We start from the raw sequence: 15,106 nt of genomic DNA on the forward strand, positions 1-15,106 counted from the left end.
GGTCGCGCCGGCGCCTGTCCTCGCGACGGAGGGCCGTGGCGGCGGCCGCGGCGCCTATCCTCGCGGCGGCGGGCCGAAGTCGACCTGGATCGTCTCGAAGGCCTTGAATTGCTGCGCGGTCGCGAACGACGTGTAGATGCGCCGGTCGGCCTCGGTCAGCTCGACGTCCTCGGTGAACTGGGTGAGCAGGGCCCGGGGCCACAGGCGGTAGGTCAGGATCATGTTGATCTCGGCGCAGAGCATCAGCACGAGCGCCTGCAGGTAGATCCAGGCGAGCGCGGCCAGGACGAGCCCGAACGTGCCGTAGAGCTCGCTCGCGCGGCTGAGCCGGGCGGCGACGTACTGGGCGCCGACGGTCTGCAGCGCCATCCAGGAGGTGGCGGCGATCAACCCGCCGGTGATGACCTGGCGCACCCGCAGCTGCCGGGCGGTCAGCAGCTGCATCGCCGCGGTGAACAGGGCGGCGTTGATCACGAACGTCAGCAGGTAGCCGAGGATCTGCGGACTGGGCCCGGACCGGCCGGTGAGCTCGTTGGCGAAGGCCACGAACGTCGCGGCCGCCGCCGACAGCAGCACCGCGCCGCCGAGGATCAGCAGCAGCCCGAGGCTGCGCAGCCTGGACCGCATCGGATTGGGTTGCTCGTTGCGCGGGACGCCGTAGATGTGGTTGATGCCGGCCTGCGCGGCCTGCATCGCGCCCAGCCCGCCGTACAGCGCGCCGAGGACGCTGAGCACCAGGCGCGTGCCGCTGCCGACCAGCCCGCTGACGTTGCGCTGCAGCTCCGGGCCGATGGCCGGCAGGTCCCCCACCGCCGACTGCACCAGCTCCTGGTGCAGCTCGGGGTTGGCCTCCAGGAAGAAGCCCAGCGCGGTGAGGAACAACAGCGTCAGCGGAAACAGCGAGACGAAGCCGTAGTAGGTCACCATCGCGGCGAGGTACGTGCCGCGGTCGTCGACGAACTTGTAGACCACCGCCAACGGGAATCCCAGCCAGACGTGCCGACGCTGGAAACGATCCAACCACGCGACCACCGCGACCAGTTACCCCGCCGCCCCCGCGTCACGCCGGCCGTCCGCCCCCGTGCGGCGTCCGGGACGGGAGCGGTCGCGGCAGGATTGCCCGCGGTCCGCGGGGGTAGGGCCGATGCCGTCTGTCCCGCATCCGGCGTTGTGGACGCTGACCAGGTGACGCGCCCGCGTGACCTGTTGCCCGGCGCCCGTTGAGTGGAGGGAGTGCCGAGCATGGCTGAACAGAGCGCGCAGCAGGAGACGGTGGCCGTCCGGGAGGACGCCTCCGGCGAATGGGCCGGCGGCTTCACCGTCTTCGCCGGGATCATGATGATCATCGGTGGCCTGTTCCACATCGCCACCGGCCTGGCGGCGATCGTCGAGAACAGGTTCTTCGTCGTCACGGCGGACTATCTGTACACGTTCGACGTGACCGGGTGGGGATGGATCCACCTCGCCGTGGGCGTCGTGGTGCTCCTGGCGGGCTGCGCGGTGTTCTCCGGACGGCTGTGGGCCCGGGTCGTGGGCATCGTCCTGGCCGGGCTGAGCGCCATCGCCAACTTCATGTTCCTGCCCTACTACCCGCTGTGGTCGCTGCTGATCATCGCGCTGGACGTGTTCGTCATCTGGGCGCTGGCCGTGCAGGGCCGCAGCGTCCCGGAGTGACGGCCGGCGCGGCGATCGTCACTCCTTTCGGGCGAGGCGGCCGGCGGCGGCGCGACAACGGTTGCAGTTGGGCACCCGCACGCACGACAGCAGGCGTGCGGGGGTGCGCCGCAGCAGCACGAGTCGGGAGGCCCGCCGTGAACGCATATCCGGCCATCGAGGATCACGGGCTGATCGGCGATCTGCAGACCGCGGCCCTCGTGACGAACGACGGCGTCATCGACTGGTTCTGCGCACCGCGCTTCGATTCGCCGAGCATCTTCGCCGCGCTGCTCGACCACAGCAAGGGCGGCTCCTTCCAGGTCGTCCCGGACGGCATCTCGTACGTCAGCAAGCAGCTCTACCTGCCCGGCACGCCGATCCTCATCACGCGCTTCCTCAGCGCGGACGGCGTGGGCGAGCTGATCGACTTCATGCCGATCGCGGGCGACCACCCCACCGATGTGCACCGCCTCGTCCGTATGGTGCGGGTCGTCCGCGGCCGGATGCGGTTCCGGATCGAGTGCCACCCACGGTTCAACTACGGGCGTGACGCGCACGAGGTCGAGATCACCCCTGACGGCGTCGCGTTCCGCAGCCCCGGCTTCACGGTGAACGTCAACCCCGCCCGCCGCGGCGAGCAGCTCTTCCGGCCCGAGGACCTCCAGCGCAGCGACGACGGCCTCCGCCTGATCGGCACCCTGTCCGCCGGCGACGTCGGCGGCCTGGTCCTGGAGACCCAGCCCGCGGGACCACTCCGGGCGGTGTCCGCCGACGAGATCGTCGAGATGTTCCAGCAGACCCGGGACTTCTGGCGCGGCTGGATCGGTCGTTCCCGGTACAAGGGGCGGTGGCGGGAGATGGTGGAGCGCGCCGCGATGACGCTCAAGCTCATGACCTACGCGCCGACCGGAGCGCTGGTCGCGGCGCCGACCGCCGGGCTCCCCGAGCAGATCGGCGGCGAGCGGAACTGGGACTACCGCTACACCTGGGTCCGCGACGCCTCGTTCTCCGTCTACGCGTTGCTGGGGCTGGGCTTCACCGCCGAGGCGGAGGCGTTTCTGCACTGGCTCAACGACCGTGTGCAGCACGCGAGCGAGCACTCGTCGCCCCTGCAGATCATGTACCGGATCGACGGCTCCCCGGACCTCGACGAGGAGATCCTCGATCACCTGGAGGGGTACCGGCAGTCGTCCCCGGTGCGGATCGGTAACGCCGCCGCGGCCCAGTTCCAGCTCGACATCTATGGCGAGGCACTGGACTCGCTCCACCTCGCCGACGAGCACGGACTGCAGCTGTCCCACGGTGCGTGGCAGCACGTCTCGCACGTGATCGAGTGGCTCTGCGAACACTGGGACCAGCCCGACGACGGGATCTGGGAGACCCGTGGCGGCCGGCAGGACTTCACCTACGGGCGGGTGATGTCGTGGGTCGCCTTCGACCGGGCGATCCAGCTCGCCCAGCACCGGGCCCGGCCCGCCGACCTCGGTCGCTGGACCAACATGCGCGACATGGTCTACCGGCAGGTCATCCAGCGCGCCTTCCACCCCAAGCGGGAGGCGTTCGTCCAGCACTACGACACCGAGGTGCTGGACGCGTCGCTGCTGTACATGCCCCTGGTCGGCTTCCTCGCGCCGACGGACCCGATGTGGCACACCACGCTGCGCGCGATGGAGGAGGAGCTGGTCGCCGACAGCCTGCTCTACCGCTACGACCCGATGGCGTCCCCGGACGGGCTGCGCGGCTCGGAGGGCACGTTCACGATGTGCAGCTTCTGGTACGTCGACGCCCTCGCCCGCGCGGGCCGGCTGGACGACGCCCGGCTGACCTTCGAGAAGATGCTGACCTACAGCAACCATCTCGGGCTGTACGCCGAGGAGATCGCGCCGACCGGCGAGCAGATCGGGAACTTCCCGCAGGCCTTCAGCCACCTCGCCCTCATCAGCGCCGCGATGAACCTCGACTACCAGCTCGACCACGGCCCGGGCGGGGTCGTCGAGCCGGTGCTGCGCCACGGCATGGCGACCTCATCGGCCTGACCGGTCCGCGGGCCGGCGGTGCTCGCCCGGCGACCGGGGGCGGGCGCCTGGCCGGCACCGTCGCCCACCGTTGCCCTCCTGCCGTCGCGCTCCGGATCCGGTCCCGGGTTCAGTCGCTCCAGACCCAGTCGCGGATCTCGGGCTGGTCCTCGAAGTGCTCGCGGGCGTACGCGTTGGCCTCGGCGATGCGCGCGTCGCACTCGGCCAGCAGCCCGGGAGCGCGGTCGCGCAGCCGCGGTACCCGCCGGATCGCCTCGGCCGCCAGGTGGAACCGGCTCATCTCGTTCAGCACGACCATCTGGAACGGTGTGGTGGTCGTCCCCTGCTCGTTGAAGCCGCGCACGTGGATGCGGTCGACGTCCGGGTGCCCGTGCACGATCTCGTGGATCGCCCGCTGGTAGCCGTGGAACGCGAACACGACCGGCTTGTCCGCGGTGAACAGGTCGACGAACTGCGCCTCGGTCATGCCGTGCGGGTGGTGCCGGGTCGGGAAGAGCCGCATCAGGTCGACCACGTTCACGACGCGGACGCGCAGGTCCGGGACGAGCCGGCGCAGATACCAGGCGGCCGCGAGCGTCTCCAGCGTCGGGATGTCACCGGCCGAGCCGAGCACCACGTCCGGCTCCCCGCCGTCGTCGGTGCCGGCCCGGTGCCAGATCGACGCGCCGTTCGCGCAGTGCTCGATCGCCGCCGCCATGTCCAGGAACTGCAGCTGCGGCTGTTTGTCGATCACGATCAGGTTCACGTAGTCGCGGCTGCGCAGGCAGTGGTCGGCGACCGAGAGCAGGCAGTTGGCGTCGGGGGGCAGGTAGATGCGGGTCACGCTGCCCCGCTTGGACAGCATCACGTCGATCAGGCCGGGACCCTGGTGGCTGAAGCCGTTGTGGTCGTTGCGCCAGCACGTCGAGGTGAGCAGGATGTTCAGCGACGCGACCGGCGCCCGCCACGGGAGATTTCTCGCCTCCTGCAGCCACTTGGTGTGCTGCACCGTCATCGACGCCGAGACCATCGCGAACGCCTCGTAGGTGGCGAAGAGCCCGTGCCGGCCGGTCAGCGTGTAGCCCTCCAGCCAGCCCTCGCACAGGTGCTCGCTCAGCACCTCCATGACGCGGCCGTCCGCCGACAGGTGGTCGTCGACGTCCAGGCCGGGGCCGACGAAGCACCGGTTCTCCACCTCGAAGACGTCGCCGAGGCGGTTGGAGTTCGTCTCGTCCGGGCAGAACAGCCGGAAGTTCGCCGCCCCGGCGTTGCGGACGAACACGTCGCGCAGCAGCTTGCCCAGCTGCCGGGTCGACTCCCCCCGCACCACGGCCGGCCGGTCGACGGCGACGGCGTAGTCGCGGAAGTCCGGCAGGTCCAGGTCGACCAGCACCGTGCCGCCGTTCGCCCGCGGGTTGGCGCTCATGCGGCGGTCGCCCCGCGGCGCGAGGGCGGCGAGGTCGGGCACGAGCCTGCCGTCGCCGTCGAACAGCGCCTCCGGCCGGTAGGAGCGCATCCAGGACTCCAGCTGCGCCAGGTGCGCCGGGTTCGTGCGGACGTCCGTCATCGGCACCTGGTGCGACCGGAAGGTGCCCTCCGCGGGCTGCCCGTCCACCTCCTTCGGGCCCGTCCAGCCCTTGGGGGTGCGCAGCACGATGGCCGGCCAGCGGGGCCGCCCGGTCACGCCGCCGGCCCGGGCGTCGCGCTGGATGCCGCGGATGCGGTCGTAGCACCAGTCGAGCGTCGCCGCGAACGCCTGGTGCACGTGCCGCGGGTCGTCGCCCTCGACGAACCGGGCGTCGTAGCCGTTGCCCTGCAGAAACGCCGCGATGTCGGCGTCGCTGTCGCGGGCGATCACGGCGGGTCCGCTGATCTTGTACCCGTTGAGGTGCAGGATCGGCAGCACCGCGCCGTCGCGGGCCGGGTTGAGGAAGGCGGTGCCGCGCCAGGCTCCGGCCAGCGGCCCGCACTCCGCCTCGCCGTCGCCGACCACCGCGGCGACGATCAGGTCCGGCGCGTCGAAGGCCGCGCCGAACGCGTGGGCCAGCACGTAGCCCAGCTCGCCGCCCTCGTGGATCGAGCCCGGGGTCTGCACGCTGACGTGGCTGGGGACCCCGCCCGGGGTCGAGAAGCGGCGGCACAGCAGCCGCAGGCCCGCCGCGTCCCGCGTCACCTCGGGGTAGACCTCCGAGTAGGTGCCCTCGAGGTACGCGTTGCCGACCAGCGCCGGTCCGCCGTGGCCCGGGCCGGCCAGGTAGATGACGTCGGCGTCGCGCTCCCGGATCAGCCGGTTCAGGTGGACGTAGACCAGGTTCAGGCCGGGTGAGGTGCCCCAGTGGCCGAGCAGCCGGGGCTTGACGTGCTCCGGCCGCAGCGGCTCGCGCAGCAGGGGGTTGTCGCGGAGGTAGATCTGCGCGAGGGTCAGGTAGTTGGCGGCCTGCCAGTACCGCTGCATCTGGTCGAGCAGGGTCGGGGGGAGCGGCCCGGCCGCCGCGGCCTCGCGCTCCTCGGTGGTGCGGACCGCGCTGGAGTGCTGCACGTCGAACTTGAGCATGGCGGCCTACCTCCCGGAACGGCTGAACGTGCTACCCGAATTGTCGGCCTTGTCCGGCAAGGACGGTGATCGCGTCGGCGGGCACAACCCGGCCGTTCACCCCCGGGCCCGCGGGGCTGTGGGGCGAGTGTGTGGGCGCTGTGGGTGGGGTGGGGCCGGCGCCGGCCGGAGGCTGGACGCACCAGATCCGTCCCGCCACGAGGAGGCACCGTGACCGCCCTGACCCGCACCGACCAGCGTCCCGACGTCCACGAGATGGTGGTCGTCCACCGCGCCTTCCGGCGGGAGTTCGGCGCCGCCGCCGGCCTTGTCCGCCGTACCCCCGCGGGCGACACCCGCCGCGCGAGGATCGTCGCGGAGCACCTGCGCCTGTGCGCCGCCGGCCTCGAGATGCACCACACCGGCGAGGACATCGTGCTCTGGCCGTTGCTGCTCGAGCGGTCCGCGCCGTCGACCGGGCTCGTCGAGACGATGCAGGCCCAGCATCACGGCATCGACGAGCTCGTCGAGGCCGTCACCCCCGCGCTCGCCGCCTGGGAGGCCGCCCCGACCGAGGCCGGCGGCGAGCGTCTTGCGGCCCTCTGCGAGCGGTTCACGGCGGCCCTGCTCGAGCACCTCGACCTCGAGGAGCGCGAGGTGCTGCCGCTGGCCTCGCGCCACGTCACCGCCGCCGAGTGGAACCAGATGGGGCAGCACGGCAAGGACACGATGACCCCCGGCCAGCTGCCAATCATGTTCGGCCTGGTGCTGCAGGACGCCGACGGCGAGGAGCGCGCCCGCATGCTCGGCAACCTCCCGCTGCCGGTCCGGTTGCTGCTGAAGACCGCCGGCGCCTGGCAGTTCAGCCGCTACGTCCGCCGCCTGCGCGCGTCGTGACCACCGCGGCGCGGGCCTGGATCTCGGCACCGCTCGCGGCCCGCCCTGCGTCCCACTCGCGGGTGAACGCCTGCTCCCCGAGGGCGGCCCGGGTGGCGTCGAGCCCGCGGTCGGACAGCGCCCGCGAGACCGGGAAGGTGGGGTCGACGGCGTCGGCCGCCGAGATCGAGGCGCCCGCCCCGAAGAGCCAGGCCGCGGACACCGGGTCGCCGACCCGCTGCGCGAGGCTCGCCAGGGCGGGCAGCGCGTAGCCGAGGGTCCAGCTCATCCGGGCGGCGAGCGACAGGGCCACCGCCTCGCCGAGCAGCGTGGCGGTCGCCGGCTCGTCGCCGAGCAGCTCGGTGAGCGTCGCGTGCACGTTGAGCGCGGTGGCGAGGGTGAAGGCGTTGCCGGCCGCGCGGGCCGCGCGCACCACCTCCGGCAGGGTCAGCCCGGCCGTCGCGAGGTCGCCCGCGACGAGGGCGAGCTGGCACCGCGCGAGCCGGGCGTGCACGGCCACCCACCGACGTCCGGCGGCCTCGGCCTGCGTCAGCGCGCGGCCCAGCAGCGCGTCCGCGTCGTCGAGGGCGCCCGCGAAGACCGCCGCCTGGCCGGCCAGGATCAGGACCTCGCACGTCACGGCCGGCTCGGCCACCCGACCGGCCAGCGCCACCGCGACGCCGGCGTCGCGCAGCATCGAGGCGAGGTCGCCGGCCAGCAACTGCAGCCCGAGCCGGCCGGCCAGGGCGCGGCAACGGGCGACGTCGGAGGCCCCGGGGCCGATCCGCTCCAGCCACGCGAGCCCTTCGCGGGCGTGGCCGCGCAGCGCGAGATAGAGCCAGACGCTCCCGGCGAGCTCGGCGGCGTCCACGTCCCGGTCGAGCTCGAGCAGGCGGAGGAAGGCCGAGCGCAGGTTGGCGTGGTCGGCGTCGAGCCGGTCGAGCTCGGCCGCGAGGTCAGGCCCTTCCAGTAGTACCGCCGAGGCCGTGGCCCGCGCGTGGAAGTGCGCGGCGTGCCGGTCGGCGGTCGCGGTGGCCAGCCCCGACGCGTGCAGCCGCCGCATCGCGAACTGCCGCACCGGCTCCAGCAGCCGGAAGCGTGGCTGCGGGTCGGGCGACGGCACCCGGAGCACCAGCGACTGGTCGACGAGCGCGCCGAGGGCGGGCAGCACGTCGGCGTCTTCGCCGGCGACGGCCTCGATCGCGTCGAGGGAGCACCCGCCGCTGAGGACCGCGAGGCGCTCGAAGAGGGCGACCTCCTCGGGCTCGAGGAGGTCCATGCTCCACTCCAGCACCGCGGCCATCGTGCGGTGCCGCTCGGGCAGGTCGCGCGGGCCGGCGCCGGGGCCCTGCCGCTCCAGCCGGGTGAGGAGGGCCGGCGGGGTGAGCAGCCGCAGGCCGGGCGCCGCGAGCTCGACCGCGAGGGGGAGCCCGTCGAGCCGCCGGACGATCGCGGCCAGGGCGGGAGCGTCGGCGGCGGTGACGGCCGTGGGGGACCCGGCGGCCGCGGCCCGGTCGAGGAGCAGCGCGACGGCGGGCGAGGACGCCACCGCGTCCACGTCGTCGCCGGCGGGCGTGGTGAGCGGCCCCAGCACGAGCTCGTGCTCGGCGCGCACCCGCAGCGGCGCGCGGCTGGTCGCCACCACGACCAGCTCAGGGCAGCGCGCCACGAGGCCGGCGAGCGCCGGCGCCGCCTGGGTCAGCTGCTCCAGGTTGTCGAGCACCAGCAGCATCCGCAGGCCGGCCAGGTGGGGCACGAGCGCGTCGAGCGGGTCGAGGCCGACCTCGTCGGGCAGCCCGAGCGCCGCGGCGATCCCGGGCACGACGAGCTTCGGCTCCCGGACCGCGGACAGGTCGACGGCCCGGGCGCCGCCGGGGAAGCCCGGCGCCGCGAGGCGCAGCGCCTCCATCGCGAGCCGGGTCTTGCCCACCCCGCCGGGGCCGGTGACCGTCACCAGCCGGCGCGTGCCCGAGCGGACGAGGGCCAGCAGGTCGGCGAGCTCGCCGTCGCGGCCGATGAGCGGCGTGCCAGGACCCACCGGGACGGGGGCCGGCGACGGGACAGCGGCCGCGGCCGGGAACACGCCCGGGGCAGGGGCCGGGGCCGGGGACGGGGACGCCTCCCGGCTGGGGACCGCGGCGACGAGGGCCGCCCGGTCGCCGTCGTCGAGGGCGAGCCCGTCGGCGAGCGAGCGCACCGTGTGCGGGTAGGGCCGGCGCCGTTCGCCGCGCTCGAGGGCGCCGATCGCCTTCGCCGTGAGGCCCGACCGCTCGGCGAGCTCCTCCTGGGTCAGCGACCGCGCCTCGCGCAGCCGGCGCAGCACGGCGGCGAACTCGCCGGATGCCGCCGCCCCCTCCACAGCTCAGATGCTAGCCGCGCGGGTGCCAAGGGCGGCCGCGACACGGGACGGCGGCCGGCTGTGGTGCCGGTGTGGGCCCGCTGTGGGTGGGGTGGCGCCCGGCGCGGCCCGAGGCTGGGAGCCGACGGCATCCCCGCCCTCACGACGAGAGGACAGACCATGACCACGACACCGGCCACCGCCCCTACCACCGGCACCGGCACCAACACCGCCACCGGCACCGCGAGCGGGAGGCGGACGGCACCGTACGGCCGCCACATGTCCAACGTGCTCGTCGCGGCCTTCACGCTGTCGGCGGGGCACACCGTCTACGCGAGCGTCGAAGGCATCGAGGACCCCACGTTCACCGTGACCACCCCGCTCGCGTGGGCGTTCTACGTCGTCGGGTTCGGGGCGGCGGTGCTGGCCCGGCGGACCGGGCGCGCGGCGCAGGCGGCGGTGCTCGCCTACCTCACGGTCCTGCTGGCGATCTCCGTCTTCTACTACCCGACGACGTTCGGGCCGCGGCAGCAGACGACGTTCGGGTGGTTCGAGAACGACGTCTACGTCGGGCTGCTCGTCACGGCGGCGTACCTCGGGGTACAGCGGCTGCGGCGCACGACGCTCACCCCGCGGTGACGCCGCCCGGGACGGCCGCGGGGCCGGGGCCGGGCGCGGGCGGGCGTTAAGAAACCGTCAAGGACGCGGTCGCGGCGTATGGATCGCATCAACGCATCTGGGCAGGGCATGCCGCCAGGGCTTCACTTCGGATGCGGCCGGACGTCGGCCGCGCGAAGTGGAATCAAGGAGGAGATCCCTCGTGGCTGACCTGTGGTTCGTGCTGCTGACGATCGCGTTGTTCGCGGTCCTCGGCCTGGTGGTGCGGGCGGTGGAGCGGCTGTGAACGCCGAGAACCTCGTCGGTCTCGTCCTCGCGGTCGCCCTGACCGCGTTCCTGGTGACGGCCCTGCTCTTCCCGGAGCGGTTCTGATGGGCACCGCGGGAGCGGGCGTCGTCTTCATCGCCTCGCTGATCCTCGCTCTGGTGCTGGTGTACAAGCCGTTCGGTGACCACATGTACCGGTCGGTGACCTCGACCCGGCACACCCGCGCCGAGCGGCTCGTCTACCGGGCCGTCGGCGTGAACCCCGACGGCGAGCAGTCCTGGGGCGTGTACGCCCGCAGCGTCCTGGCGTTCTCCGCCGTCTCGATCCTGGGCCTGTACCTGTTCCAGCGGGTCCAGAACCACCTGTGGCTGTCGCTGGGCTTCGACCCGGTCAAGCCCGACCAGGCCTGGAACACGGCGGTCAGCTTCGTCACCAACACCAACTGGCAGTCGTACTCGGGCGAGTCGACGATGGGTCACCTGGTGCAGATGGCCGGCCTCGCCGTGCAGAACTTCGCCTCCGCCGCCGTCGGCATCGCCGTCGCGGTCGCCCTCGTCCGCGGGTTCGCCCGCTCCAGGACCGAGCAGCTCGGCAACTTCTGGGTCGACCTGGTCCGGATCTGCGTGCGGATCCTGCTGCCGGTCGCCGCCGTCGCCGCGGTCGTGCTCATCGCCGGCGGCGTGGTGCAGAACCTCAGCGGCGGCACCGACGTCACCACGCTGACCGGCGGCAGCCAGACCATCACCGGCGGGCCGGTCGCCAGCCAGGAGGTCATCAAGGAGCTCGGCACCAACGGCGGCGGGTTCTACAACGCCAACAGCGCCCACCCGTTCGAGAACCCGACCGGCTGGACGAACTGGATCGAGCTGTTCCTGATCCTGCTCATCCCGTTCAGCCTCCCCCGCACCTTCGGCCGCATGGTCGGCGACCGGCGGCAGGGCCTGGCGATCGCGGGCATCATGGCGATCCTCGCGATCGGCAGCGTCGTCGCGATCAACGCCCTGCAGCTCGCGCACGGCGGGACGGTCCCCACCGCCGTCGGCGCGGCGACGGAAGGCACCGAGACCCGCTTCGGGGTGTCGCAGTCGGCGACCTTCGCCGCCGTCACCACGCTCACGTCGACGGGTGCGGTCAACTCGTTCCACGACTCGTACACGTCGCTCGGCGGCATGGTGACGATGCTCAACATGATGCTCGGCGAGGTGGCGCCAGGCGGTGTCGGCTCCGGCCTGTACGGCATGCTGATCCTCGCCGTCATCACCGTGTTCGTCGCCGGGCTGATGGTCGGCCGGACGCCGGAGTACCTGGGCAAGAAGATCGGCGCCCGCGAGATCAAGTTCGCGTCGCTCTACCTGCTGACCACGCCGGCGCTGGTCCTCGTCGGCACCGCCGTCGCGATGGGCTCGGCGACCGCGCGGGCGTCCATGGCCAACCCCGGCGCCCACGGGCTGTCCGAGGTGCTCTACGCGTTCACGTCGGCGTCGAACAACAACGGCTCCGCGTTCGCCGGCATCTCCGTCAACACCACGTTCTACAACACCGCCCTCGGGCTGTGCATGCTCCTCGGCCGGTTCCTGCCGATCATCCTCGTCCTCGGCCTCGCCGGCTCCCTCGCCCGGCAGACCCCCGTGCCGCAGTCGGCCGGGACGCTCAGGACGTACCAACCCCTCTTCATCGGCATGGTCGTCGCGGTCACGGTCGTCGTCGTGCTCCTCACCTACCTGCCGGCCCTCGCGCTCGGCCCGCTCGCGGAAGGCATCCGATGACCACCCAGACCGTCGCCGGCGGGCTGCTCGACCCCCGGCAGCTGTGGAAGTCCACCCCGGACGCCCTGCGCAAGCTCAACCCCGCCACGCTGTGGCGCAACCCGGTCATGTTCATCGTCGAGATCGGCTCGGTCTTCACCACCGTCCTCGCCGTCCTGCACCCGAGCGTCTTCGCCTGGCTCATCACCGCCTGGCTGTGGCTGACGGTGGTGTTCGCGAACCTCGCCGAGGCCGTCGCCGAGGGCCGGGGCAAGGCGCAGGCCGAGACGCTGCGCCGGGCGAAGCAGGACACCGTGGCGCACCTGCGCGACGGCACGACGAGAAGCGCGAGCGAACTGCGGCAGGGCGACGTCGTGGTCGTCGAGGCGGGCCAGATCATCCCGGGCGACGGCGACGTCATCGAAGGCATCGCCTCCGTCGACGAGTCCGCGATCACCGGCGAGTCCGCGCCCGTCATCCGCGAGTCCGGCGGCGACCGCAGCGCCGTCACCGGCGGCACCAGGGTGCTCTCCGACCGGATCGTCGTGCGGATCACCCAGAAGCCGGGCGAGAGCTTCATCGACCGGATGATCGCCCTCGTCGAGGGCGCCAACCGGCAGAAGACCCCGAACGAGATCGCCCTCAACATCCTCCTCGCCTCGCTGACCATCATCTTCCTGCTCGCCGTCGCGACCCTGCAGCCCCTCGCCATCTACTCCAAGGGCGTGCAGGCGTTCGCGCCCGACAGCCTCGCCCTCGACGGCGACGGTGTCACCGGCATCGTCCTCGTGTCGCTGCTCGTCTGCCTCATCCCGACCACGATCGGGGCGCTGCTGTCCGCGATCGGCATCGCCGGCATGGACCGGCTCGTGCAACGCAACGTCCTGGCCATGTCCGGCCGCGCCGTCGAGGCCGCCGGCGACGTCAACACGCTGCTGCTGGACAAGACCGGCACCATCACCCTCGGCAACCGGCAGGCCGCCGCGTTCCTCCCCGCCGCCGCCGTCACCGACCAGGAGCTGGCCGACGCCGCGCAGCTGTCCAGCCTCGCCGACGAGACGCCGGAGGGCCGCAGCGTCGTGGTGCACGCCAAGACCGCGCACGGGCTCCGGGAACGCACCGCCGGGGAGCTCGGCGGCGCCGTCTGGGTGCCGTTCACCGCGCAGACCCGAATGTCCGGGGTCGACGTCGACGGCGACCGGCAGATCCGCAAGGGCGCCGCCGCGGCCGTCATGCGCTGGGTCCGGGACAACGGCGGGCACCCGACCAGCGACGTCGGCGCGATCGTCGACGCGGTCTCCGCGTCCGGCGGCACGCCGCTCGTCGTCGCCGAACGCACCGGCGACGGGCCGGCCCGCGCCCTCGGCGTCATCCACCTCAAGGACGTCGTCAAGCAGGGCATGCGGGAGCGGTTCGACGCGATGCGCCGCATGGGCATCCGCACCGTCATGATCACCGGCGACAACCCGCTGACGGCGAAGGCGATCGCCGAGGAGGCCGGCGTCGACGACTACCTCGCCGAGGCCACCCCCGAGGACAAGATGGCGCTCATCAAACGCGAGCAGGAGGGCGGCAAGCTCGTCGCGATGACCGGCGACGGCACCAACGACGCCCCGGCGCTCGCCCAGGCCGACGTCGGCGTCGCCATGAACACCGGCACCAGCGCCGCCAAGGAGGCCGGCAACATGGTCGACCTCGACTCCGACCCCACGAAGCTCATCGAGATCGTCGAGATCGGCAAGCAGCTGCTCATCACCCGCGGCGCCCTCACCACGTTCTCGATCGCCAACGACATCGCCAAGTACTTCGCGATCATCCCGGCCATGTTCGCCGCGATCTACCCGGGCCTCGACCGGCTCAACATCATGCGCCTGGACTCGCCGACGTCGGCGATCGTGTCCGCGGTCATCTTCAACGCCGTCGTCATCGTCGCCCTCATCCCGCTCGCGCTGCGGGGGGTCCGGTACCGGCCGGGGTCCGCCGCGTCGATGCTGCGCCGCAACCTGCTCGTGTACGGCGCCGGCGGCGTCATCGTCCCGTTCATCGGCATCAAACTCATCGACCTGCTCATCGCCTGGATTCCGGGGATCTCCTGATGCGCCTCCCAGCCTGGCTCAGCCAGCACCTCGCCGCCCTGCGCGCGCTGCTCGTCCTCACCGTCCTGCTCGGCGTCGCCTACCCGCTGCTCATGGTCGGCGTCGGCCGGATCCCGGGCCTGTCCGGCCGGGCCGACGGCTCGCTCGTCGCCAAGGACGGCAAGACCGTCGGCAGCCGCCTCATCGGCCAGTCGTACACCGACGCGGACGGCCACCCGCTCCGGCAGTACTTCCAGTCCCGGCCGTCCGCGGCCGGCAACGGCTACGACCCCACGTCGACGTCGGCGAGCAACCTCGGGCCGGAGAACGTCGTCGACACCCTCGGCGAAGGCGGCAAGCCGAGCCTGCTCACCCAGGTCTGCGCCCGCAGCAAGGCCGCCGGCGAGCTCGAAGGCGTCGACGGCGGCCGGCCCTACTGCACGCCCGGCGGGGTCGGCGCGGTCCTCGCCGTGTTCCACCGCGACGGCGCCACCGGCCCGGTGACCCGTGTCGTCAGCCTCAACGAGACGGGCCCCGGCGCGCCGTTCGTCGCCACCTACAACGGGGTCGCGGTCGAGCTCGCCGTGCCCGGCGAGGACTACAGCAAGGGCGTCGTCACGCCGGTCCGCGGCGGCGCACCGGACCGTCCGGCCGTGCCCGCGGACGCGGTCACCGCCAGCGGCAGCGGACTCGACCCGCACATCAGCGTCGCCTACGCCCGGCTCCAGGTGAACCGGGTCGCGGCCGCCCGCGGCATGTCGGCGGCGGACACGCAGCGGCTGGTCGACAGGTACACCACCGGGCGGGTGCTCGGGTTCGTCGGCGAGCCCGGCGTCGACGTCCTACAACTGAACCTGGCGCTCGACGCCGCGCACCCGGTCCGCGGCTGACCCGTGCCGGCCCGCCGCCCACCCCCCCGCCGGCCCGCCCCAACAAAAAAAAAAGAGCGACCCAGGAGATCGGAATAACAAACCAAAGAAAAA

General features: G+C 72.7%; 11 protein-coding genes. 8 read left to right on the forward strand and 3 right to left on the reverse strand.

The genetic code is table 11. The features are described from left to right. Positions 1 to 54 precede the first annotated feature (54 nt). A complete protein-coding gene (locus tag AB0I21_RS39535) occupies positions 55 to 972 on the reverse strand; it encodes a YihY/virulence factor BrkB family protein (RefSeq protein ID WP_360568824.1) in 918 nt (305 codons plus the stop codon). 270 nt (positions 973 to 1,242) lie between these two features. Here AB0I21_RS39535 and AB0I21_RS39540 point away from each other — a divergent pair, with 270 nt between their 5' ends. Further along, positions 1,243 to 1,674 carry a hypothetical protein gene (locus AB0I21_RS39540; RefSeq protein ID WP_360568813.1) on the forward strand — a complete coding sequence of 144 codons (432 nt, stop codon included), beginning with the start codon at positions 1,243 to 1,245 and terminating at the stop codon, positions 1,672 to 1,674. 137 nt (positions 1,675 to 1,811) lie between these two features. Continuing rightward, positions 1,812 to 3,692 (forward strand): glycoside hydrolase family 15 protein, encoded by a 1,881-nt coding sequence (locus AB0I21_RS39545; protein ID WP_360568814.1) that lies wholly within the window; start codon positions 1,812 to 1,814, stop codon positions 3,690 to 3,692. A gap of 109 nt (positions 3,693 to 3,801) precedes the next feature. Here AB0I21_RS39545 and AB0I21_RS39550 read toward each other — a convergent pair whose 3' ends face one another. Beyond that, a complete protein-coding gene (locus AB0I21_RS39550; RefSeq protein WP_360568815.1) occupies positions 3,802 to 6,225 on the reverse strand; it encodes a phosphoketolase family protein in 2,424 nt (807 codons plus the stop codon). Between the two features lie 210 nt (positions 6,226 to 6,435). On the opposite strand from AB0I21_RS39550, the gene AB0I21_RS39555 reads away from it, so the two are divergent. Then, positions 6,436 to 7,101: a hemerythrin domain-containing protein gene (locus AB0I21_RS39555; protein ID WP_360568816.1), complete on the forward strand. Its 666-nt coding sequence runs from the start codon at positions 6,436 to 6,438 to the stop codon at positions 7,099 to 7,101. Here the strand turns inward: AB0I21_RS39555 and AB0I21_RS39560 are convergent. Next, on the reverse strand, positions 7,067 to 9,439 hold the full coding sequence (locus tag AB0I21_RS39560) for a helix-turn-helix domain-containing protein (RefSeq protein ID WP_360568817.1): 2,373 nt from the start codon (positions 9,437 to 9,439) through the stop codon (positions 7,067 to 7,069). The genes AB0I21_RS39555 and AB0I21_RS39560 overlap by 35 nt on opposite strands. 159 nt (positions 9,440 to 9,598) lie before the next feature. Here AB0I21_RS39560 and AB0I21_RS39565 point away from each other — a divergent pair, with 159 nt between their 5' ends. From AB0I21_RS39565 to AB0I21_RS39585, 5 genes are all read left to right on the forward strand, one after another. After that, on the forward strand, positions 9,599 to 10,057 hold the full coding sequence (locus AB0I21_RS39565; RefSeq protein WP_360568818.1) for a hypothetical protein: 459 nt from the start codon (positions 9,599 to 9,601) through the stop codon (positions 10,055 to 10,057). A gap of 261 nt (positions 10,058 to 10,318) precedes the next feature. Further along, positions 10,319 to 10,408 carry a K(+)-transporting ATPase subunit F gene (gene kdpF, locus AB0I21_RS39570; protein WP_344502038.1) on the forward strand — a complete coding sequence of 30 codons (90 nt, stop codon included), beginning with the start codon at positions 10,319 to 10,321 and terminating at the stop codon, positions 10,406 to 10,408. Further along, complete coding sequence (gene kdpA, locus AB0I21_RS39575; protein WP_360568819.1) at positions 10,408 to 12,069, forward strand: potassium-transporting ATPase subunit KdpA; 1,662 nt, start codon at positions 10,408 to 10,410, stop codon at positions 12,067 to 12,069. Before kdpF ends, kdpA begins: the two co-directional genes overlap by 1 nt. Continuing rightward, positions 12,066 to 14,144, forward strand: a complete 2,079-nt coding sequence (kdpB, locus tag AB0I21_RS39580; RefSeq protein WP_360568820.1) for a potassium-transporting ATPase subunit KdpB — start codon at positions 12,066 to 12,068, stop codon at positions 14,142 to 14,144. The genes kdpA and kdpB overlap by 4 nt, the downstream gene beginning before the upstream one ends. Further along, a complete protein-coding gene (locus tag AB0I21_RS39585) occupies positions 14,144 to 15,013 on the forward strand; it encodes a potassium-transporting ATPase subunit C (RefSeq protein WP_360568821.1) in 870 nt (289 codons plus the stop codon). The genes kdpB and AB0I21_RS39585 overlap by 1 nt, the downstream gene beginning before the upstream one ends. The last annotated feature ends 93 nt before the right edge of the window (positions 15,014 to 15,106 follow it).

Origin of the sequence: Dactylosporangium sp. NPDC050588 (assembly GCF_040654975.1) — a bacterium.
Taxonomy (GTDB): domain Bacteria; phylum Actinomycetota; class Actinomycetes; order Mycobacteriales; family Micromonosporaceae; genus Dactylosporangium; species Dactylosporangium maewongense.

Excerpts from the sequence above, each read along its gene's own strand:
- kdpB (WP_360568820.1), top strand. The coding sequence starts at position 12,066 with ATGACCACCCAGACCGTCGCCGGCGGGCTGCTCGACCCCCGGCAGCTG.
- kdpA (WP_360568819.1), top strand. The coding sequence starts at position 10,408 with ATGGGCACCGCGGGAGCGGGCGTCGTCTTCATCGCCTCGCTGATCCTC.
- AB0I21_RS39585 (WP_360568821.1), top strand. The coding sequence starts at position 14,144 with ATGCGCCTCCCAGCCTGGCTCAGCCAGCACCTCGCCGCCCTGCGCGCG.
- AB0I21_RS39565 (WP_360568818.1), top strand. The coding sequence starts at position 9,599 with ATGACCACGACACCGGCCACCGCCCCTACCACCGGCACCGGCACCAAC.
- AB0I21_RS39550 (WP_360568815.1), bottom strand. The coding sequence starts at position 6,225 with ATGCTCAAGTTCGACGTGCAGCACTCCAGCGCGGTCCGCACCACCGAG.
- AB0I21_RS39540 (WP_360568813.1), top strand. The coding sequence starts at position 1,243 with ATGGCTGAACAGAGCGCGCAGCAGGAGACGGTGGCCGTCCGGGAGGAC.